We start from the raw sequence: 21686 nt of genomic DNA, 5'->3' as shown, positions 1-21686 counted from the left end.
TTTTTTACTGCATGAAAATAGCCCGGCGCAAATAACCATCAAAAATAATGTTGGTAAATATTGTTTGATTTTGGCGTGATACATAGGTTATGATTGGTTATTCTAATTTACGATTAGTATTAATGATTACCAAATCGTAATATGCAATTAGACTTGCGAAGTTTAAAAAAACTTCGTAAGTCTTTTAACTAAGTTTGCATCATGAATCCCAAACTAAGCCTGGTACTCGGCATTATCTTCATCTCTTTCTCACCCATATTTGTGAAGCTGGCCGATGCATCGCCGGTGGTTTGCGCATTTTACCGTATTGTATTTGCCTGGCTATGTTTACTGCCTTATTGCCTGTACAAAGGTAACCTTAAAATGGAGCGCAAAGACATTATCCTGGCCCCGGTAAGCGGTTTGGTTTTTGCAAGCGACGTAGCCGTTTGGAACGTATCTATCAAGATGATCAGCGCCACCGTATCGACGCTATTAGCTAACCTGGCCCCGGTTTGGGTGGGCCTGTTAAGCTACCTTTTGTTTAAAAAGAAATCGGGCTGGTTGTTTTGGCTGGGTACTGCAATTGCCATTGCAGGCATGGTTATACTGGTAGGCATAGCTAATGTGCTGCAATTAAGGTTTAACCTGGGCATTGTGCTGGCAGTTGCTGCCAGTATGTTATATGCTACTTACATATACATAACCAAAGATGTTTTAAAGCGAATAAGCACGCTGCCGTTTATGTTTTACAGCATGCTGGGTTCGCTTGTGTATTTGTTGATCGTAAGTAATATTTTGGGCGATGAGCTGCTGCACTTTAATTTAAAAACCGGGGCAGCTTTGCCGGTATGGGTATAATATGCCAGTTGGCGGGGTGGATAACCATCAACTATGCCATCAGTAGGTTAGAATCAACCAAAGTGTCTATAGCCTTGCTTAGTCAAACCGTTACCACGGGATTATTGGCTGTGGTATTGTTAGGCGAGGAGCTAAGTGTTGTTGAAATTATTGGAAGCGTAATTGTGTTGGCTGGAATTGCGATTACGTTTTTGAAACCGAAGGTGGTGGCTTGATCAGACTTAGTTTTTAATAACTATATAAGTTATATAAATCAGGTTATAGTATAAGTGTATGTTTAAACAACTAATATATTTGGCAATAAGCTCATTATCAATCGGTTAAATCCTGAATTTTGTTTCATTTTGTTTCATGGTTTTTCGCAATTTGTTTATATTCAGTACGTTAAGTCGAAATCTTGTTTCACTTGTTTCATTTGTTTCACCTGTTTCATGAAACAAACACAGCTACACAAATAAATATTAGTAAATTAACGCCTATTATTTACGGCAACCAATAATTGCCCTACATTTGCATTTTAACGCATGATACTAAAATCAACTATCGACCGCATTATGGAAGCCACAGACATTGTGGAGGTGATAGGCGAGTTTGTGCAGTTAAAAAAGCGTGGCGCCAACTACGTGGGCCTGTCGCCCTTTGTTAATGAGCGTACGCCGTCGTTCACGGTGTCGCCGGCAAAGGGTATCTTTAAGGATTTCTCATCTGGCAAGGGCGGCAGTGCCGTTACCTTCCTGATGGAGCTGGAGAAGTTTACCTATCCCGAAGCGCTGAAATGGCTTGCCAAGAAATACGGCATAGAGGTTGAAGAAACCGTTGACGCGCCAGAGGACCGCGAAGCTGATAACCGTCGCGAAAGCCTGATGATCGTATCCGGCTTCGCCGCCAAGTTCTTCCACGAAAGCCTGCTGGATACCGACGAAGGCAAAGCCATAGGCTTAAGTTATTTTAAAGAGCGCGGCTTTACTGCCGATACGATAAAGAAGTTTGAGCTGGGCTACTCGCCCGATCAATGGGAAGCCTTTACCGGCGAGGCCCTGAAACAAGGTTATAAGGAAGAGTTCCCGGTTGATAGTGGGCTATCTGTTAAGCGCGATAACGGGAACCTGTACGATCGGTATAGAGGGCGTGTGATGTTTCCGATTCATAGCTTTACCGGCCGCGTCATCGCATTTGGCGGACGAACGCTGAAAAGCGACAAGAATGTGCCCAAATACGTTAACTCGCCCGAGTCGGAGATCTACCATAAATCAAACGTACTATATGGGTTGTACTTCGCCAAGAAAGCCATAAGGGAAGAAGATAACTGCTACCTGGTTGAGGGTTATGCCGACGTTATATCGGTGCACCGTGCGGGGATAGAGAACGTGGTGGCATCGTCGGGCACGTCATTAACTGTCGAACAGATCAGGCTGATAGGCCGTCTCACCAAAAACATTACCATACTATATGATGGGGACGCGGCAGGTATTAAAGCCGCCGTACGCGGTCTGGACTTAATCCTCGAAGAAGGGCTGAACGTAAAAGTTGTGCTGTTCCCGGACGGGCATGATCCTGATTCTTACGTACGCCAGGTTGGTACCGCAGGCTTTAAGAAGCATATTGATGATAACAAGAAGGATTTCATCCTCTTTAAAACCAGTTTGCTGCTTAAAGAAGCAGGTAACGACCCGATAAAGAAAACCGAAGTAATACGGGATATTGTTGAGAGCATAGCCAAGATCCCCGACTCTATAAAGGCTTCTGTATTTATTAAAGAGTGCAGTAATATCCTGCAGATAGATGAACGCGCGTTACTATCTGAGCTGAATAAAATGCGTCAGGCCAAGGCCAAAAAAGATGGGCAGCAACCCAATGGCAGGATGTTTACCCCGGTAGAGGATTATCCAGTTGATGACTACCCGGTAGTAACCGAGGAGCCAAAGGAGACCTTCTCGCAGGAAAAGGAAATTGTGCGCTTGCTGCTGTTGTACGGCAATAAAATGATTGATTGGGATGGCATTGCCAATACCTATATCGGCCCCTTTATGATAGCCGAATTGAACGATGTGGAGTTTGAATATCCGGCAGCAAAGAAGTTTATCGAACTGTATAGTAAGGAGGTGGAGAATGGCATATTACCCGAAGATCAGCACTTTATCCATTATCCTGATAAGGAGATAGTGGACCTTGCTGTTACACTGATAGCTACCAAATATACGTTAAGCGAAAACTGGTACGAGATGCATAAAATCCTGATCAGCGATGAGCAGGCCAATATGAAGGCTACTATACTGGGGGCTATATTCCACTTGAAAATGCATAAGGTTGGCAAAATGCTGGATAACCTGCGCAAGGAACTGCAAAACGCGGTGACTGACGAGGACCGTGGATATATTGCTTAATCAATACATGCGGATGAAGAAAGTAGAGAAAACCATATCTGATTACCTCGGGATCGGTAATATTAAAATAATGGCACAGCACAATGATCTTGGCCGCCTTGGCGAGGACCTCGCAAAAGCGCATTTGGAAGCTGCCGGTTATGAGATATTGGACGTAAACTGGACACACGGCAAAGCAGAGATAGACCTTATTGCATATAAAGACAAGGTTATTATATTTGCCGAGGTAAAAACCCGCACCGGCAACGGTTTTGGTGAACCCGAGGACTTTGTAGATCTGCGTAAGCAAAAGCTGTTAGCCAATGCTGCCGATGAATACATCTACCTGATGGATCACCGTGGCGAGGTGCGGTTTGATATCATCGCCATATTATTTAACGACAAAATAAATTACAAATTAAACCATATAGAGGATGCCTTTTGGCCCTCTGCTGATACATTATGAAGAACAGATCATTAATTTTTATAGCCGCAGCAGCGCTTTTTATTTACAGCTGTACGGGCTGCAAGGATAAAACCGGTACAACAGACCAGGTTAATAACGTTGATATCACACTGTTTTCGCCGGGCGCGTATAGTTATAGCGCGGGTGATACGGTTAAGATCATGGCCAAATACCCTGCATCATTGAAAGTAGATTCGGTAGTATACTCGTTAGATTCCGTGCGGATTGGTTCGGTGAAAGATTCATCTTATATACACATCCTGACAGATACCTTGCCGTTAGGTACAAGATTAGTTTCGGCTAAAATTTATCAGGCTGGCAAAATCCGGGATGTATCAACCAATATATATCTAAAATCAGGTAAAGACCCCGAGAAGTTAACTTATAGAGTGATCAAAAAATTCCCGCATGATACTTCTGCCTATACTGAAGGCTTATTGTATCACGATGGATATTTGTATGAAAGTACTGGCGAAGCCGGTCATTCTGAACTAAGGAAAGTAGAACTGGAAACAGGTAAAGTAATACAACGCCAAAAGCTGGCCGACAAATACTTCGGTGAAGGCAGTGCTATTGTAGACGATAAAATAGTAATGTTTACTTACAAAGATAAAGTGGGCTTTGTGTTTGATAAAAACACGTTTAAACAGCTTAGCCAGTTTAACAACAACGTAGGTATTGAAGGTTGGGGTGTTACTTACGATGGCAACAAAATTTATCTTGATGACAGTACTAACCGCATCTGGTTGTTAGACAAGAATGACTATCATCAAACGGGCTTTATTGACGTTTATGATAACCACGGCCCCGTTGAACAAATAAACGAGTTAGAATACATCGACGGTAAGATTTATTCAAATATTTATACTTATGATACCATAATTGTTATCGACCCAAAAACAGGCGCGGTGCTACAAAGTGTTAACATGGAAAACCTTTGGCCACAGGCTGACAGACCAAAAAATTTCGACTACGACAACAACGTATTAAACGGTATAGCCTCGGGATGCTAAAGGCAAACGTCTTTTTGTAACCGGCAAAAAATGGCCATGGGTATACCAGATTGAATTGGTGAGGAAATAAGCCCCCACCCCCTAAAGGGGAGTTAATAGTAAAAACAACAAATCCGTTTTGAAAAATTCAAAGCGGATTTGTTGTTTTTATTGCTTCCCTTCAGAGGGTTAGGGGGCGAGGTTACCGCCGTGCCTTATATTGATTGATCAAACCATTGGTTGAAGAATCATGGCTGCTGATCTCGCTGTTATCTTTTAACTCAGGTAATATTTTACCGGCTAATTGTTTGCCCAGCTCAACGCCCCATTGGTCAAAGCTGTAAATGTTCCAGATAATGCCTTGCACAAATATTTTATGCTCATACATAGCTATTAATGAACCTAAGGTGCGTGGCGTGATTTTTTTAACCAGGATAGAGTTAGTAGGTCGGTTACCTTCAAACTCTTTAAATGGTGCCAGCTTCTCAATCTCTTCTGCTGATTTTCCTGCTGCCTTTAATTCGGCCACAACTTCATCACGGCCTTTACCATTCATTAATGCTTCTGTTTGTGCGAAGAAATTTGATAACAGCATGTTATGATGTTCGCCCAGTGGGTTGTGTGATTGGGCAGGAGCGATAAAATCGCAAGGGATCAATTTAGTCCCCCGGTGTATCAATTGGTAAAAAGCATGCTGCCCGTTTGTGCCCGGTTCACCCCAGATGATCGGGCCGGTTTGGTATTCTACATGCTTACCGTTACGGTCTACATGTTTACCATTACTTTCCATATCTCCTTGTTGGAAATAGGCTGCAAAGCGGTGCATATATTGGTCGTATGGTAAAATAGCATTGGTCTCAGCCTCGAAGAAGTTATTATACCAAATACCAATTAAAGCTAATATGGTCGGCAGGTTTTCCTGTGGCTCGGCAGTTTTAAAGTGGTTGTCCATAGCATGGGCACCTTTTAAAAGTTCGACAAAGTTTTCATAACCGATACTTAAAACTATAGACAGGCCAATAGCGCTCCATAAGGAATAACGACCGCCAACCCAATCCCAAAACTCAAACATGTTTTTGGTGTCGATACCAAATTTACCAACACCATCAGCATTGGTTGATAGTGCAGCGAAGTGTTTGGCAACATCCTCGTCTTTACCACCGCTTTTAATAAACCAGTCGCGTGCGCTGTGTGCATTCGCCATAGTCTCCTGCGTGGTAAATGTTTTTGACGCTATCAGGAATAAAGTAGTTTCGGCATTTAAGCCTTTTAAAGTTTCGACAATATGTGTACCATCAACATTGGATACAAAGTGCAGGTTTAAATGATTTTTGTATGATTTAAGCGCCTCGGTTACCATTACCGGCCCCGGGTCTGATCCGCCTATACCAATGTTTACAACATCTGTAATAGCTTTGCCGGTATAACCTTTCCATGATCCGGTTATAATGGCTTCGCTAAATTCTTTCATGTGCTTTAATACCCTGTTTACATCAGGCATTACATCTTTACCATCAACCAAAATTGGCGTATTGCTTTGGTTACGCAAAGCGATATGCAGCACCGGGCGACCCTCGGTAGCATTGATTACTTCGCCGCTAAACATAGCGTTTATTGCATCATTTAGCCTACATTCTTTAGCCAGCTGTAGTAATAAGGCTATAGTTTGATCGGTGATACGGTTTTTAGAATAGTCCAGTAAAATTTCTTCAAATTGAACCGAAAATTTAGCAAATCGCTCATTATCAGAATCAAATAACCCTTTAAGGCTTTCTGATACTACGTCAATATAATGATCGGCTAAATATTTATAGGATTGTGTGGTGGTAAAATCAATATTTGGCAGCATAATTGGTGTGTTTAGTAAACAAAAATAGAATTTAATATTTAGCTAAATATTAAATTTTAAACTAAGTGGCCCACGTGTTAGTTCAACACAATTATAAACGTGTTTGTTTGCAATTCATTAAATTGTAATATTTTTAATAAGTTGTAAAATATAGTATCATATTTTAAATTTATATTTAATATATTTGCAGTGTTGATAAATATTGTAGCTATTTATCACAATTTTGTTAATCGGACTTTAAAAAATGCTTTGCCATGTTTGAAAAACTTTTTATGCTTGTTAAAAATAACGCCGGGATGGCTGTTGTTCAAAATCCAATGATTCAGGTAAAATATCATGAAGCTGTTATGAATGATGCGTCAAGTTCTATCATAGAGGTGTTAAAAGGCCAGATGGAAAGCGGTAAGTTAAAAGATATGGTGAAATATTTTCAGTTCCCGGGTATTTATAATAATCCGTTAATTAACAGCACTGTAAATAAGTTTGCTAATAAGCTGAACAATTTTTATGGAATTGAGCCTGCTGCAGCTTTGCAAATAGCGAAAGAACTTATCCCGCCGGTTATGCAGGAATTGATCCAGCAGTCAAAAAACGACCAGAACACTGATTTTGGTTTAGGCAAGTTACTTGCTATGCTAAGCGGTAACAATAATATGAACAATTTGCTGAACCAGTTGGCTGTAGCTTAAGACATATCATTTATCTGTGAAGAGCCTGTTTGCTAATGCGGACAGGCTTTTTTGGCCTCACCCCAACCCCTCTCCAAAGGAGAGGGGCTTTTTTTAATAAATTTATTAAGCTTTGTATCAAAGTCCTCTCCTTTGGAGAGGATTTAGGTGAGGCTTTTTATATATTTGCTCCATGACTAAAGAACAGATCCGAGGATTTAAGGGATAGATTAATTTCCCTGAGGAGGCATCTTTGACATCGACAAGAAGCTTGATGCATTAAAAATAGAACAGGACATAACCGTTGGCCCGCATTTTTGGGACCACCCCAAAGAGGCCGAAAAGGTTTTGGCATCCATCAAAACAAAAAAGTTTGGACAGACGAGTACCAGAAAGTAGCATCGGTAATTGATGACACCGGCGTCATGTTTGACTTTTTTAAAAGTGGCGATGCTACCGAAGCCGAAATGCAGGAACAATATGATATAGCTATAAAAGCGGTTGAAGAGCTGGAGTTTAAAAACATGCTTAGTGCCGAAGAGGACCAGTTTAACGCCGTACTGCAAATTACTGCCGGCGCGGGTGGTACCGAAAGCTGCGACTGGGCAGGCATGCTGATGCGCATGTATATTATGTGGGGCGAAAAGAACGGTTATAAAGTAACCGAGCAGGATTTCGAGGAAGGCGAGTCGGCCGGTGTTAAAACCGTTACGCTGCAATTGGAGGGCGAGTTTGCATATGGTTATTTAAAAGGCGAGAACGGTGTACACCGTTTAGTGCGGATCTCGCCGTTTGATTCCAACGCTAAACGCCATACTTCATTTGCTTCAGTATATGTCTATCCGCTGGTTGATGATACTATCGAGATAGAAGTTAATCCTGCCGATATTGAGTTTGAGACATTCCGCTCGGGCGGTGCAGGCGGCAAAACGTAAACAAAGTTGAAACCGCGGTGCGTTTATATCACAAACCATCCGGCATCATTATCAAGAACCGGGAATCGCGCTCGCAATTGCAAAATAAGGATAACGCTATCCGCTTGCTAAAATCGCAACTGTACGAGATAGAAATGCGCAAACGCCGGGGAAGCCACTAACAAGATAGAAGGCAATAAAAAGAAAATAGAATGGGGCTCGCAGATTCGTAACTATGTATTGCACCCTTATAAGTTGGTTAAGGACCTGCGTACAGATCACGAAACATCAAACGCCGCCGCGGTATTGGATGGTGATCTTAATGATTTCCTGAAAGCTTATTTAATGGAATTTGGTGGGCCGAAGGGCTAAAGTATTTAATCATCCTGTCATTTCGAACGAGGAGAAATCTTAAACGCCATGCATATAGCCAATGCATGGCATCTATTTTTATATTGTTAAAGATTTCTCACTTCGTTTCGAAATGACAATGAAAATAATGAGAGAAAGGATTATACTTGTATAAACCTTTTATTATGAAACCCCTTTACACAACTTTGCTGTTAATAGCTATGGTAACAATGTCTTTTGCTCAGGGCACCGCGCCTGCTATCCCTTTATATCCTGATGGTGTTATCAATTCAAAACCTACGCCTGCTACCTATGTAGAGGCGATAAGTGCAGATACGCATATCTCGAAAGTGAGCATCCCTACTATAACACCGTTTTACCCGGAAAAAGGTAAAGCAAACGGCACAGCGGTAATTATTTGCCCGGGTGGCGGCTATTCTATTTTAGCAGCCGGACACGAAGGCTATGCGGTTGCTAAGGAGTTTAATAAAATTGGTATAACCGCTTTTGTGCTTAAATATCGCTTGCCAAGCGACGAGATAATGGTTGATAAAACTATTGGCCCATTGCAGGATGCGCAGACAGCTATTATGATCGTTCGTAAAAATGCGGCGGCCGGGGTATCGATCCTGCTAAAATTGGCATACTTGGTTTTTCGGCCGGCGGGCACCTTGCAGCAACTGCCGAAACACATTTTAATAAACCTGTTATTGATAACAAAGGAATCAGTGTTCGCCCTGATTTTGCGGTGTTGGCTTACCCTGTGATAACTTTTGGCGATGAAGCACATAAAGGATCAAGAACGAATTTAATTGGTAAAACTCCAACACAAGAGCAGGTAGACCTTTACAGCAATGAAAAACAGGTTACGGCCGATACACCCCCAACCTTTATAATGCAGGCAACTGACGATGGCGGCGTACCCGTACAAAACTCCATTATGATGTACGAAGCATTACTTAAAAATAAAGTAAAAACAGAAATGCACTTGTTCCGTGCAGGCGGACATGGGTTTGGATTGATCAATCCAAAAGCCCCGAACTGTGGTTTAACTGGTGTGCAAGCTGGTTAAAAACCAACGGATTTTAATTTAACTACCAATAGACTAAACTGATGAGAAAGTTAATCTTCGCCTTTTTTACACTTATTGTGCTATCCGCACAGGCACAGGATGTTAAACAAATACCCTTATATCCCGGTGGTGTGCCTAATTCAAAACCTACACCGGCAACTTATGTAGAAAATGATGCCAATGGCTGGGTACGTGTTGTAAGTGTACCAACACTAATACCTATCCTTGCTGATAAAAGCAATGCAACCGGTACGGCTGTAATTATTTGCCCGGGTGGTGGTTATGGAGGCCTGTCGATGGATAATGAGGGTTATAGCATAGCTAAGGCATTTAGCCGGGCAGGTATAAGCGCTTTTATTTTAAAATACCGCTTACCAAGCGACCAGATAATGATTGACAAAACCATTGGCCCGCTGCAAGATGCGCAGGCCGCCATACAAATGGTACGTACGCGTGCGGCCGAGTGGGGGATAAATCCTGCTAAAGTAGGTATCATAGGTTTTTCGGCGGGTGGGCATTTAGCATCAACGGCTATAACTCATTTTAACAAAGCCGTTATCGATAATAATGCTAACATTAGCCTGCGCCCAAATTTTGGGATCCTGATGTATCCGGTTATAACCTTCGGTGATAAAACTCACCGGGGATCAAAGGATGCTTTGATAGGTAAAAACCCATCGCAGGAATTGGTTGATCTTTACAGCAACGAAAAACAAGTAACTGCTGACACCCCACCCACACTAATTGTGATGGCAGAAGACGACCGAACCGTGCCAGTTGAAAATGCTTTGTTGTTTTACAGTGCTATGGTAAAAGCCAAAGTAAAAGGCGAGATGCACATTTACCAGGCCGGCGGACACGGATTTGGCATCCATAACAAACAAAGCAAAGAGGAGTGGTTTAACTGGGCCAAAAGCTGGCTGGCCGCAAATGGATTTTAGTAAAACATATTGCCATCAATTTGTTTATGTAATATATAAACCTTTATAATCATGCTGATCAAGAAGATACTCATAGGGATAGATAATAGTAAATTTGCCGAGCACGCCGCCAAATACGGCTTTGACATTGCCCATAAATTTAAAGCTAAAGTTGGGCTGGTACATATAGTTGAACCGGTAATGATGCCCTATAACAACAGTGCCGACCCATTGATGGGGACAACAGATTTTTCGGTTGCTGATGTAGATATTATTAATATTCAAAATAATGCTTCAAAAGCCATTATAGAAAGTACGATAAAACAATTCGGCGATGGATTAGAAATCACTCATTTTAGTGAATATGGTGATACTGCCGACGGGATTATTAGCTGTAGTAAAGAGTTTGGTGCCGATATGATTGTAATAGGCACACATAGCCGCACAGGGATTGACCGACTGCTAATGGGCAGCGTTGCCGAACATGTGGTACGTCATTCAGAAGTACCTGTATTAGTAGTGCCGTTCCCTGAAGAAAATCAATAGACAATAGTAAGATTCTCATTAAAACTATGGACCATGGTCTATCGACTATGGACTAGATTCTAATACAACAACCTAAACTTAATGGTATGCTCAATCGCTTTTAACTCATTAAGCACCTCTGTATCGTAGCCGGTATTTACATCGGTAATTACGTAACCTATCTGCTCGTTGGTAACCAAAAACTCGGCAACTATATTTATGTTGTGGCGGGCAAATACATCATTTATTTTGGCCAATATCCCCGGTACGTTTTTGTGGATATGTATCAGGCGGTGCGCATTACTAATACGCGGTGGCTGCAAGTCGGGGAAATTACAACTGGTATGGGTTTTTCCCTCATTCATAAAAGCAATTACACGCTTAGGTAAAAAGTCGTCGTTGCGGGGGTTGTGCTTCGGATCATCAAAAATTATAATACCATTCCCGCAAGCGGCTTCAGCCAGTTTTTTATTTACTTTACCAAAGCAACCTATTACTTTAAGCCTCCCTGCATTTTGCACCTGTTCTGGCGTTGGCTGGTTGTCTTCATCACAAAGCAATACACCTGCTTCATCTAAATACTTCTCTTCAATGGTATCGCGCTGGCGTATGTTGTAGCCCTCTTTTTGCATTTGCGTCAAGACCTCTTCTTCCACATTGCCTATTACCAAACATTTGATCCGGTTTTTGGGGTATGATATGGCACGCGGCAGCTTATTGATGTATAAAAACTCATCAAAGCTGGGCGTGATATGGTCGGCACGTTCGGCTACAGACTTACGTTCGATATTCTCAGTAAATGCAAAGAATTTTTTGATCATGCCCGATTCCTTTAACTGAAAATCAGAGTAACCATCGCCTATGCCATAAATATCGCCCTCAAGCTTTAGCTCCTTTAAAAGCTTAACCTTACCACCCTCCTGCGATAGCGGGTTCTCACGGTCATAACCTACAATATTACCCTCGCCATCAAATACGAAAGTGTTGGCGTAGATGTTTTCTTTTTTAATATGATACTCGGTAACAACCGGGATAATGAACTCTTTAAACCCACCTGATACAATCAAAACCTCGTCCTGGTGATTTTTAAAGAATATAGTATTACGCGAAAATGAGGTGGAAACCTTTTTCTTTAAATGTGTTATCAGCAACTTTAAATGCTCGCGGTTAGCTTGTAAAAGTTTAACACGATTTTCAAGGCTTTGGCTAAATGACAGTTTGCTTCCATCGAAGCATTAGTCAAATCCTCAATCTGCTGGTATATTTTTTCCCTGTCGGGATGGTTCTTTAATGATATGCGGGCAAGCTCGTCTAATGCTTCAACCTGGGTAAATGTGCTATCAAAATCTATTATAAAATACTGGCTCATGCTGCTTAATGTGCAAAAATATATATCCCGTAAGCTAGCGGTACCATCGGGTAGGCAAATGTGCAATTTTTGATTGGTTTTTTTCGTTTGATTACTGTAAGATTTAACAAAAATATAAAGTCCAAAAACTTAATTTAGTGTTAAACCTTTTTAACAAGGTTTGTCTAATAAATATAAAATAACTAAGCCATGAGGAAATCGATTTTTGGATTACTGGTAATATCTTTCATAGCAAGCTTATCAGCTTGTACCAGTTATGATTATTATGTTGCAGGTTTAAACCGGACAAATTTGAGCAAGTACCGAACGTTTGCCTGGATGCCTATGGGGCGTAATAATGATAAGGCAAATACTAATATAGTTGCCGATGCAAAAATTAAAGATGCCGCCACATCAGCCTTAGTGAATAAAGGTTTAACGCTTAGTCAACGCAACCCGGATCTGATTGTAAGTTATTCAAGTGTAGTTGGCACGGGTACACGTACTTATTATTACCCTATGTATGGCGGATTTTATCCGCGATATGGGTTTGGTTATGGCTTTGGTTACGGTGGCTGGGGCGGCTGGGGTGGTTATTATCGGCCTTATTATTATGCTTACGGCGCTCCATTTGTATATGGCGGCATGGACGTTAGCCAGACCATTATAAAGAAGGTACATTAATTATTGACCTGATAGACCGCCGGAGCAAACAAATCGTATGGCGCGGATTTGGCGTAGGCGAGGTACATCGTAATCATCAAAAAGACATAGATGCGTTACCTGAGGTAGTAGCAGGTGTTTTAGATCAGTTAAGTTTAGCACCATCAATAGCCGCACCGGCAGGTGGCAGTGGCGATGCGCAGGGGCCAAGGAGCAGAAGGGGTAAGGTAAGCCCGGTATCAAACCAGTCAATATAATTATAATACATAAAAAAGCGTCCCGATTAATCAGGACGCTTTTTTTATGGTTACAATTTATAATTTAATAAATGTGCTTTTACCTATTAAAGTATTTTGTATGATATTTGTAACTTCTATGAAGTAAGTCCCCGGCAACAAAGTGCTAACATCCCCTTGCGGGTGGGATTATTTGATGTTGATGATTTTATCAAACTACCTGTAGTATTTGTTATGGTAATTTTATAATTGGCCGCCGCGGTAGTAGCCGGTGTTACAGTTAAGTTTAACATTGATTTAACCGGGTTAGGATAAACGCTTATCAAATTGGCTGTAATATTATTTACAACATTGTCGGCATACATTACCGGTACAATGCTTGAATAAGAAATATTCCCTGTCAGGTCTATTTGTTTTAAACGATAGAGGTTTTGCCCTTTAACAGGATTTGGATCAAGATCATTATAAACACCCGGGTTAGCTGACGTTAAAGAATCAAGCGTTTTGAAGCTTTTACCGCCATCAATACTGCGTTCAAGGATATACTTTGTATAGGATGATTCGTTTTCTGCTTTCCGGCTAATTTAACCTCCGCGGCTGTTTTAGTGCCGGTAAAACTTAACAAATGAACAGTTAACGCCGGGTTAGGGCGTATAACCAATTTAAACCTTTTTGAACCAAAGGAATTGGTATCGGCCAGATTTGCAGTAAAGCTGTACTCAGTATTATGTTTCACATCCAATGAATCCTTTTTATAATTATCCATAAGCCATACATCATATATGTCAGGGAAATTATTTAACGCGGTAAAACTTAAATTATAAGTACCCGTAGCTGTAAAACCTACATTTAACGGTATGCTCTGCGTTTTTTAGGAAAAGGAAGCTGGTTAATTGCTAATGCTTTTTTATCGCCCGATAAATTAGAAAGACTTACCGAACCTGATCCTTTTAAATATAATGCATCTTCATTCAGGGCATAACTGTCATGTGCAATGTTATTAAAGATTACCACATTCTCGTCCTTATTGATCGTATCTTTTGATAACTGAATGCGTATTTGATGATTAGTCACCGGTGCTGCCGAATTTAGTAATAAGGTACCCGGATGCGCATTTACTTTGGCCGACTCATTAAATATAAGCTGCGCGCCACTACTAATAGCATGAACAAAAAGCCCTGCCCGCTTGGGATTATGTTGGTACCACCCAACGTGCCGGTTCCATCTGAAGCGCTTGTGTTTAAATACGTGGCATAATTTTTACTGGCAGCGTTATAAATGTAAATAGTCTGATCCGTATTGGGTGCATATATACCTGTACTCATAGTTCCTGCAAAAGCCGTATTCCAGTCTATTGAACTTGGATATGGGTTGCCTACCGGTTAAAACCTTCTACAGTTGCGGTACCGCTGGTGGTTGAATAGGCTAAATCGGTTGAGCCATAGTTAAACCAATTTTTAACAACTATTTGTCCCTGATTTATAGTGCCCGAAGTATTTAATACAACATCGTTTGGTACAGTATTGATATTGGTACCTTTATTCCCCCTGAAAAAATATAAAAATCCATTACCAACTGGCATATTAAAATTGCCATCTATGGTACCTATATTGTAAGCCGGGGTGTTATTAATGGCAGTTATTGCCCGATAATTACCTGATGTAAATGAAGTGCTGGGCAATTTATCTTCCCGATAAAGATATACTGTTGCAGCACCGGAGGCGTCAAAACCATTAGTCGGACCACCAGAACCGGTAAGGTAGCTTTCACTACCTTTAAGATAACTTAAATTATAATATGCATTTCCCGACAGAGGATCAGATACTGGCGACGAAAGCAACCGGTATCCACGGTAAGTTAAACTGCCGCCCCCGGTAATAAATGTCTGCACAGCAACATTGCCTATGATAGCACCACTGGTTAACGGCCCAATACTGCCCGTGCCTGAGGCATCAGCTAAAAGTGTTAAATTAGAATTAGCATTTAAAAATGCAGCGCCAGACATAGTTAACAAACCTAAAGGAGAAATAGCGTAATTACCACTATTAAGCTTTTTAGTTCCACTATTTCCAAACGTTAAATTTTTAAATACCACGCCATTGCCAGCGTCTGTGCCGCCATCATCCAATAATTGGTTAGTGCCGGTAAAGGCAACAGTTGCGGCATTAGTAAGGATATCTATTTTACCGTTTGACGATGACCAATTGCCATTTACTGTTACTGTACCGGCCGCAAAAACTTTCCCGGCAGCCTGCGAAAAAGACAGGTTGTTATATGTACCCAATGCAATTGTTTGGTCTGAACCCGCACCATTATATTCTACACCTATATTCCACGTTTTGCTTGATGGGATAGGAGTTAATGACGTGCTTTGAGTTTTTAAAGTGCCTGCACCGGTGTTAGCAAATGTTGCACTTGGCCCTAAAATATTTGTGCCCATATCCGGGTTACCGGTTAGGGTTAATGTACCATTAATAGTATAGGTTGCAGATGTAGCGGGCATGGTAGCACCCGGGCCGCTAATAGTTAAATTATTTACCGTTACCGGCAAGCCTGATCCTATGCTTTGTACACTGGCACCATTGTAAATATAATTGCCTGTAGTGCTATAACTACGGGTTCCTGAACTTTGTATGGATCCTGTTGCGCCTGTCAAAGCCGGGCCATCATCATTAGCAGTTATAATAGTGCCCCCACCATTTAGTGTAAAAGCCCCCGTTGATGTATTATCAATAATTGAAGTGCCAAAATCTACTGTCGCGCCATTGTTAATTGCAAAATTTATAGCCTGCGAAGAAAACGTACCTCCCGATTTTAAATAGGTTTGGGTAGTTAAACCATTAAAGGAAATAAGATGGGAACCCGAACCTTTTTGTATGGCCCCGCCCGTTTGCGTGAAGTTACCTGCTATGTTAAAATTGGTAGTGCCGGACGCATTATTTAAAACTAACGTGCCGCCAGACTGATTATAATTACCTCTTATAGTTATTGTACCGCCCGCAGTAGCCAATTGAAAATTACCCGTACCGGTTGATAGCACTGTCAAGTCATTCACACTTGCTGTTCCGCCAAGGGATACACCACTGCCGGCAACGTTTTGGCCGGGGCAGTTCCATATGAAATTGCCGAAAGTTTGGTTCCCGCCTAAAATTGTGCCTGTATAACTTGTATAACCAATTATCTCGCAGGTCGACAAATTGTTCCAGGTTGCCGCAGGTATAGTACCGTTAGTAGTAGTGGTGTTGTGTTGATATTTACCACCACTTAAAAAGGTTAATGTGCCGGTAGGTGTTATTACACCGGCATTTGTTATAGTGCCTGTAACATCAGCACCGCCACTGGCTATAGTTAGGGTAACCCCTGTATTTACTATTAGCTGTGCGCCGCTTTGTACAACTATCTGGTCGGCGGTAACACTGGCACTAACTGTAACGGCATGTGTATTAAGTATGGTAACAGTATTAGCTGCAGATGTAGGGGTTATAGTGGCATCCTGCCAGATACTAGCATTTGACGAGCTTTCCCAAATTGAAGCATCATTCCAAAGGCCTGATGTTTTAGTTCTGAAATAATCAGTAGTTGCAGTAGGAGTTATGGAGCCCGGTACACTTATCGTTGTGGTAATAGCGCCATCGGTAGCCGTAATAGTTGGATAGGGTGAGGTAGTATTACTCACAATTTTTACGTTTAGTTGTTTTGTGCCGTTTACCAAAGCGGTTGGTGTCGGTAAGGTGGCGCCCGCATCTGTGGATGTAATGGTTACTGTATGTGTTATTGAACTAACCAGATTGAAGCAGGCATCTACAGCATTAACTATTATGTTAAAAGCGGTACCCCGGGCTGGCGGGCTAGCTGTACCTGACTTTCCGTCAATGGTGCCCGGCGCAGCAGATTCGCTGGGAAGTAATACCTGAAGCTGTGTATATGCGCCGGCGGCAACCGTCATAGAAGGACTGGCACTGGATAATTTTGCACCATTAGTAACGTCAGTAGCAGTAATAGTACGGGTAGTAGTAGCTGTTCTAAATGTGAAACTAAAAGTCTTTGTGCCCGAAACCAGTGCTGCATTTGCTGGTAAAACCGCGTTAATGTCATTCGAGGAAATATTAACTACATCTGTAGCAGTGGTTACCACATTCCGGGCAGCATCAACCGCATTTACCGTAAGTGTAATTGGTGTGCCTGCTACAGGAGTAGTAGGTGTACCGGTTTTACCCGTAGTTGTACCTGGCGCGGCGTTTTCGCCGGGTAATAGCAGCTGTAATTTAGTAAAGCCACCAACATTTACTGTTATTGACGGGCTGGTATTAGCCGTTTTTGCGCCGTCGGTAAAATCAGCAACGGTAATAGTTTGTATCCCCGGTGTTTTTAAATTAGGGCCATTAGTAGTCGTAAAACTTTTTGTTCCTAACGCTAATTGTGTGTTAGCAGGCATTACGCCATTGCCATCCGTTGTTGTAAACTGTACAAAATCTGTAACGGATGTTACTTTATTCCAATACGCGTCTACTGCGTTTACCGTTACGGCTAAGGGAGTACCCGCCGATGCAACACTTGGTGTACCCGTTTTTCCGGTAGCTGTGCCTGCCGCAGCTGTTTCGCCGGGTAACAATAATTGTAATTTAACAAAAGCTCCTGCTGATACTGTAACAGATCCGCTTGTATTATTAGTTTTAGCAGGATTGGTAACGTCAGTGACCGTAATTGTTCTTGAGCCAGCTGTTTTAACAGTAGCAGTTAAATTTATAGTACCTCCAACTAATGCTGTGTTTGCGGGAAGATCAGCGTTTACATCGGTGGAGGCAAAATGTACAACGTCTGTAGCGCTGGTAATTACATTCCAAACATTATCTACAGCGTTTACAGTAACGTTTATGGTTGCACCTGCAACCTGTGCAGTTGGTGTACCAGTTTTACCTGCAGTTGTTCCCGGCGCGGCAGTTTCGCCAGTTAATAAAATTTGAAGTTTAACAAAATGCGCCGACATTAACCGTAAGCGCGGGGCTGGTGTCAGCCGTTTTTGCACCGTCGGTTACATCAGTAACTGTTATAGTTGTAGTTGTAACGGGTGTCTTTAAGGTAACTTTATTAGTAAAAGTCATTGTACCGTTAGCAAGGGCTATGTCTGCAGGTACCACGCCATTAGCATCGGTTGTTGCAATGTGTACCATATCAGTAACGGTTGGTACTTTGTTCCAATAGGCATCAACAGCGTTTACTATTATTGTAAATGCGGTTCCGGCCGTACGGGCTGTTGGTGTACCGGTTTTTCCGGTGGCAGATCCGGGTGCAGCAGTTTCGCCGGGCATAAGTATTTGCATTTTTACAAACGCAGCACTGCCTACTACAACCGGCGTGCTTGTGTTAGCTGTCCCGGCAGGTGTGGTAACATCGCTTGCCGTAATTGTTTTGGATGCTGCTGTTTTTAAAGTTACATTAAAGGTTTGGGTGCCTGCTACAAGTGCTGCGTCAGCAGGTAGTACAGCGTTTGCATCGCTTGATGCCGGTGTGCCACGTCTGTAACAGAGGCAACCAAATTCCAGTTAGCATCAACTGCGTTTACAATTACATTAAATGATATGCCTGCTACCCGGGCTGCCAGCGTGCCTGTTTTCCCCAGCGTTGTTCGGTGCTGCGCTTTCACCCGGTAGTAATATTTGCATTTTATTAAATGCGCCTGCATTTGGTGTTACAGAAGGTGAAGTAGCGGTAAGCGTACTGATATTATCAGTAGCTGTTATGGTTTGTGCCACTCCTGCGGTTTTTAAAGTAACAGCAAAAATTTTTGTGCCTGCTACTAAAGCAGCATTGGCGGGCAAAGTAACATTTAAGTTTGATGCGGTAATGGCTATTGTATTGGTACTTGCTGTTACGTTCCAGTTAGCATCAACAGCGTTTACAATAACGTTAAATTGAGTACCTGCTACAGGGGTGTTTGGAGTGCCTGTTTTACCGGAAACTGTTGCTGGTGCAGCCGTTTCGCCGGGTAATAATAATTGTAATTTTACATACGCACCGCCTATCTGTGATAACGAGCCAAAATTTGTACTCCCCGAAACCCCGGCAATACTACCTGTGCTGGTAGCGCTGCGAACTATATTTGCTGATGCTAAAACGGTTTGAGCCGTAGCTTGCACTAATAGGCCGCTTATGGTTATTTTATTTCCTGTAAGGTTTGCACCGGCTGTATAAGTAATGGTAATAGTTGTACCGGTTACAACCGTAGAACTTACACTTATGTTACCTGCCCCAGTTGCTGCCCCTGCGCCGGCTTGAAATTGCCAATTTGCCGGTGCCGTAAGAACCAGCGTCACATTAGTACCGATGGTAAAATCGGCTGCTGCACCACTGCTAATTACAATATCACCAAGCGCAGTAAAAGCTGCAGCGCCGCTACCAGAAGATTTATCCGCAGAAATGCCTGTGCCCCTGGCTTGCTGGTGTTACAGTTGCTGTGGCCAGCTTTTTAACGATAGTAAAACGAAAAAAAAAGAAAGGCCGGAAGCCGATAAAAAGAATACATATTAAAACAAGTAGTTTAAATTAATTAATGCTTTGAAAATAATATTATTGACAACTATTTTAACTATTAATACTTATTATTTGCTTGCGGCGCAAGTATAATGTAGTAACTATCAAAGCACCAATAGCAAAAATAATAACGCCATTATCAATAGGCATGCAAGCCGGGTCATCAGGATCTGAACAGTCGCCTCCGGGTAACGGGCCCTGAGCTAGCAGTATAGTTGTATTTATAACTAAAAATAATAAAGTGAGTATTGATTTTTTATCATATAAGGTTGTGTACTATTTGGTCTTTACAGCCAATAGGTGTAACTCTTGGTTACATTTTAATAAAGGTGCTTTTGCCGGTTACTGTATTAGATATAATATTTGTTACTTGAATGAAATAAGTCCCCGGCGACAAAGCGCTAACATCCCCTTGCCGGTGGGATTATTTGATGTTGATGATTTTATCAAACTACCTGTAGTATTTGTTATGGTAATTTTATAATTGGCGGTCGCGGTAGTAGCCGGTGTTACAGTTAAGTTTAACATTGATTTAACCGGATTAGGGTATACACTTATCAAATTGGCTGTAATATTATTTACAACATTGTCGGCATACATTACCGGTATAATGCTCGAATAAGAAATATTCCCTGTTAGGTCTATTTGTTTTAAACGATATAGGTTTTGCCCTTTAACAGGATTTGGATCCAGATCATTATAAACACCCGGGTTAGCTGATGTTAAAGAATCAAGGGTGCTGAACTTTTTACCACCATCAATACTACGCTCAAGGATATATCGTGTGTATGATGATTCATTTTCTGCCGTCCGTTAATTTAACCTGCGTAGCTGTTTTTGTGCCGGTGAAGTTTAATAAATGTACCGTTAACGATGGATTGGGGCGTAACACCGGGTAAATCGTTTTGAACCAAAGCTATTGGTATCGGCCACATTGGCAATAAAGCTGTAACTTGGATTGTGTTTGATATCCAGCGAATCTTTTTTATATCTATCCAACAACCATACATCATACATTAAGGGAATGTTTTTTACCTCGGGCATCCTTAATTTATAAGTGCCGTTACTGGTAATGGTCACATTTAAAGGTATAAGTTGACGTTTTTGCGGAAACGCCTGTTGGTTAATCGCAAGGCTAACATTGTCACTTGATTGGGTAGAGATATTTACCGTGGCTATTGCCTTTTAAATATTTAGCATCCTCAGTTACGCTGTAAGTTGCCTGAGTACTATTTTTAAAAACACAAGCGCATCTTCCTGATTTAATGAATCTTTAAATAACTGTACACGCAAATAACGCGGCACATCTAAAGAGTCAGCAGCTGAAGCTAATGATAAGTCTGATGCGGTAACTTGTGATGAAACCTTATCATCCTCTGAAAAAGTAATAGAGGCATTTTGATTTTGAGCAACTACAAAAATCCTTGTCCGCTGGGTATAATATTAGCCGTGCCCGTTAGTCCTGTAAAATTACTACCCACACCACCAAGGCCCGCAATATAGGTAGCATAAACCTTTAACTTAGGATTATATATGTACATAATGTTACCAGTGTTGCTTACATGATTTTGATTAACCTTGTCCCAGTCGATAGAACTTGCGTAAGGGTTTCCTACCAGATTATAGCCACGTATTAAATTATTACCTGAAGTATTAGTGTAAAAGTAATTTTCCTTGAAGCGGCCCCTGTCCAGTGATTAACGGTAATGTCTCCACTGGTTCAAATATCCGGTTGATGTTAGTGTAACCGGGTCGGCAATTGCGGTTATTGAAGTACTTGCATTTGTTGCACGGTTACCTCTGAAAAAGAATAAGAAAGCCATTACCCGCCGGCAAACTAAATGTACCCGGATCACCATCAATTGTAAAGATGAACCGGTATTTATTTTGCTGACACCGCGGAAATTCCCGGCTGTAAAATTAGCGCTGCTTGGCTTTAAGTTTTCGC

General features: G+C 41.7%; 23 protein-coding genes and 3 pseudogenes. 14 read left to right on the top strand and 12 right to left on the bottom strand.

All coding sequences use genetic code 11. The annotated features are described in order from the left end of the window. Positions 1 to 201: 201 nt before the first annotated feature. From HK413_RS08750 to HK413_RS22170, 6 genes and pseudogenes are all read left to right on the top strand, one after another. The gene (locus tag HK413_RS08750) at positions 202 to 840 is read left to right on the top strand and encodes a DMT family transporter (RefSeq protein WP_175269913.1); all 639 of its coding nucleotides are present in this window, start codon (positions 202 to 204) and stop codon (positions 838 to 840) included. Continuing rightward, the gene (locus HK413_RS08745; RefSeq protein WP_175269912.1) at positions 831 to 1055 is read left to right on the top strand and encodes an EamA family transporter; all 225 of its coding nucleotides are present in this window, start codon (positions 831 to 833) and stop codon (positions 1053 to 1055) included. Before HK413_RS08750 ends, HK413_RS08745 begins: the two co-directional genes overlap by 10 nt. Positions 1056 to 1364: 309 nt before the next feature. Beyond that, positions 1365 to 3224, top strand: coding sequence for a DNA primase (gene dnaG, locus HK413_RS08740; protein WP_317169410.1), 1860 nt, complete (start codon positions 1365 to 1367; stop codon positions 3222 to 3224). Further along, complete coding sequence (locus HK413_RS08735; protein ID WP_317169409.1) at positions 3208 to 3669, top strand: YraN family protein; 462 nt, start codon at positions 3208 to 3210, stop codon at positions 3667 to 3669. Before dnaG ends, HK413_RS08735 begins: the two co-directional genes overlap by 17 nt. Then, complete coding sequence (locus HK413_RS08730) at positions 3666 to 4682, top strand: glutaminyl-peptide cyclotransferase (protein WP_175269911.1); 1017 nt, start codon at positions 3666 to 3668, stop codon at positions 4680 to 4682. The genes HK413_RS08735 and HK413_RS08730 overlap by 4 nt, the downstream gene beginning before the upstream one ends. A 22-nt stretch (positions 4683 to 4704) precedes the next feature. After that, a pseudogene (locus tag HK413_RS22170) lies at positions 4705 to 4752 on the top strand (hypothetical protein); the annotation flags it as partial. Positions 4753 to 4863: 111 nt separating this feature from the next. On the opposite strand, the gene pgi reads toward HK413_RS22170, so the two are convergent. After that, positions 4864 to 6510 (bottom strand): glucose-6-phosphate isomerase, encoded by a 1647-nt coding sequence (gene pgi / locus HK413_RS08720; RefSeq protein ID WP_175269910.1) that lies wholly within the window; start codon positions 6508 to 6510, stop codon positions 4864 to 4866. Positions 6511 to 6806: 296 nt separating this feature from the next. Here pgi and HK413_RS08715 point away from each other — a divergent pair, with 296 nt between their 5' ends. The 5 genes and pseudogenes from HK413_RS08715 to HK413_RS08695 all read left to right on the top strand — a co-directional run bounded on the left by HK413_RS08715 (position 6807) and on the right by HK413_RS08695 (position 10981). Next, complete coding sequence (locus tag HK413_RS08715; protein ID WP_175269909.1) at positions 6807 to 7199, top strand: hypothetical protein; 393 nt, start codon at positions 6807 to 6809, stop codon at positions 7197 to 7199. A gap of 172 nt (positions 7200 to 7371) precedes the next feature. Continuing rightward, positions 7372 to 8464: pseudogene (gene prfB, locus HK413_RS08710) on the top strand (peptide chain release factor 2). Between the two features lie 601 nt (positions 8465 to 9065). Further along, a complete protein-coding gene (locus HK413_RS17500) occupies positions 9066 to 9515 on the top strand; it encodes an alpha/beta hydrolase (protein ID WP_317169411.1) in 450 nt (149 codons plus the stop codon). A gap of 41 nt (positions 9516 to 9556) precedes the next feature. Then, entirely contained in the window at positions 9557 to 10456 is a 900-nt protein-coding gene (locus HK413_RS08700; RefSeq protein WP_175269908.1) for an alpha/beta hydrolase, read from the top strand. A gap of 51 nt (positions 10457 to 10507) precedes the next feature. Beyond that, on the top strand, positions 10508 to 10981 hold the full coding sequence (locus HK413_RS08695; RefSeq protein ID WP_175269907.1) for a universal stress protein: 474 nt from the start codon (positions 10508 to 10510) through the stop codon (positions 10979 to 10981). A gap of 59 nt (positions 10982 to 11040) precedes the next feature. On the opposite strand, the pseudogene HK413_RS08690 reads toward HK413_RS08695, so the two are convergent. Next, positions 11041 to 12329 (bottom strand): annotated as a pseudogene (locus HK413_RS08690) (HAD-IB family phosphatase). 189 nt (positions 12330 to 12518) lie between these two features. On the opposite strand from HK413_RS08690, the gene HK413_RS08685 reads away from it, so the two are divergent. Together HK413_RS08685 and HK413_RS22165 are read left to right on the top strand one after the other, a co-directional pair. Continuing rightward, complete coding sequence (locus HK413_RS08685; protein ID WP_175269906.1) at positions 12519 to 12992, top strand: DUF4136 domain-containing protein; 474 nt, start codon at positions 12519 to 12521, stop codon at positions 12990 to 12992. After that, a complete protein-coding gene (locus HK413_RS22165; RefSeq protein ID WP_175269921.1) occupies positions 12992 to 13228 on the top strand; it encodes a DUF4136 domain-containing protein in 237 nt (78 codons plus the stop codon). Before HK413_RS08685 ends, HK413_RS22165 begins: the two co-directional genes overlap by 1 nt. A gap of 116 nt (positions 13229 to 13344) precedes the next feature. On the opposite strand, the gene HK413_RS08675 is transcribed toward HK413_RS22165, so the two are convergent. The 5 genes from HK413_RS08675 to HK413_RS08655 all read right to left on the bottom strand — a co-directional run bounded on the left by HK413_RS08675 (position 13345) and on the right by HK413_RS08655 (position 18528). Next, positions 13345 to 13572, bottom strand: coding sequence for a T9SS type A sorting domain-containing protein (locus HK413_RS08675; RefSeq protein WP_175269905.1), 228 nt, complete (start codon positions 13570 to 13572; stop codon positions 13345 to 13347). Between the two features lie 484 nt (positions 13573 to 14056). Beyond that, positions 14057 to 14281 (bottom strand): hypothetical protein, encoded by a 225-nt coding sequence (locus HK413_RS08670; protein WP_175269904.1) that lies wholly within the window; start codon positions 14279 to 14281, stop codon positions 14057 to 14059. 41 nt (positions 14282 to 14322) lie between these two features. Continuing rightward, positions 14323 to 14532: a hypothetical protein gene (locus HK413_RS08665; protein ID WP_175269903.1), complete on the bottom strand. Its 210-nt coding sequence runs from the start codon at positions 14530 to 14532 to the stop codon at positions 14323 to 14325. Positions 14533 to 14582: 50 nt separating this feature from the next. Further along, positions 14583 to 18194, bottom strand: coding sequence for a beta strand repeat-containing protein (locus HK413_RS08660; RefSeq protein ID WP_175269902.1), 3612 nt, complete (start codon positions 18192 to 18194; stop codon positions 14583 to 14585). Next, positions 18175 to 18528, bottom strand: coding sequence for a hypothetical protein (locus tag HK413_RS08655; RefSeq protein ID WP_175269901.1), 354 nt, complete (start codon positions 18526 to 18528; stop codon positions 18175 to 18177). Before HK413_RS08655 ends, HK413_RS08660 begins: the two co-directional genes overlap by 20 nt. A 34-nt stretch (positions 18529 to 18562) precedes the next feature. On the opposite strand from HK413_RS08655, the gene HK413_RS08650 reads away from it, so the two are divergent. Then, the gene (locus tag HK413_RS08650; RefSeq protein WP_175269900.1) at positions 18563 to 18730 is read left to right on the top strand and encodes a hypothetical protein; all 168 of its coding nucleotides are present in this window, start codon (positions 18563 to 18565) and stop codon (positions 18728 to 18730) included. A gap of 47 nt (positions 18731 to 18777) precedes the next feature. Here HK413_RS08650 and HK413_RS08645 read toward each other — a convergent pair whose 3' ends face one another. The 5 genes from HK413_RS08645 to HK413_RS08630 form a co-directional block, all read right to left on the bottom strand. Beyond that, positions 18778 to 19521 (bottom strand): hypothetical protein, encoded by a 744-nt coding sequence (locus HK413_RS08645; protein ID WP_175269899.1) that lies wholly within the window; start codon positions 19519 to 19521, stop codon positions 18778 to 18780. Positions 19522 to 20104: 583 nt separating this feature from the next. Beyond that, entirely contained in the window at positions 20105 to 20338 is a 234-nt protein-coding gene (locus tag HK413_RS08640) for a T9SS type A sorting domain-containing protein (RefSeq protein ID WP_175269898.1), read from the bottom strand. A gap of 267 nt (positions 20339 to 20605) precedes the next feature. Next, the gene (locus HK413_RS08635) at positions 20606 to 20818 is read right to left on the bottom strand and encodes a hypothetical protein (protein ID WP_175269897.1); all 213 of its coding nucleotides are present in this window, start codon (positions 20816 to 20818) and stop codon (positions 20606 to 20608) included. Between the two features lie 332 nt (positions 20819 to 21150). Beyond that, entirely contained in the window at positions 21151 to 21279 is a 129-nt protein-coding gene (locus tag HK413_RS19755) for a hypothetical protein (RefSeq protein ID WP_262886850.1), read from the bottom strand. Positions 21280 to 21435: 156 nt separating this feature from the next. Continuing rightward, positions 21436 to 21686 (bottom strand): hypothetical protein (locus tag HK413_RS08630; RefSeq protein WP_175269896.1); only part of this gene is annotated, 251 nt, incomplete at its 5' end.

The sequence above is a fragment of the Mucilaginibacter humi genome (genome assembly GCF_013087555.1).
Note: the sequence above shows the minus strand (reverse complement) of the source record. Positions and strands in the feature narration are given on the sequence as shown.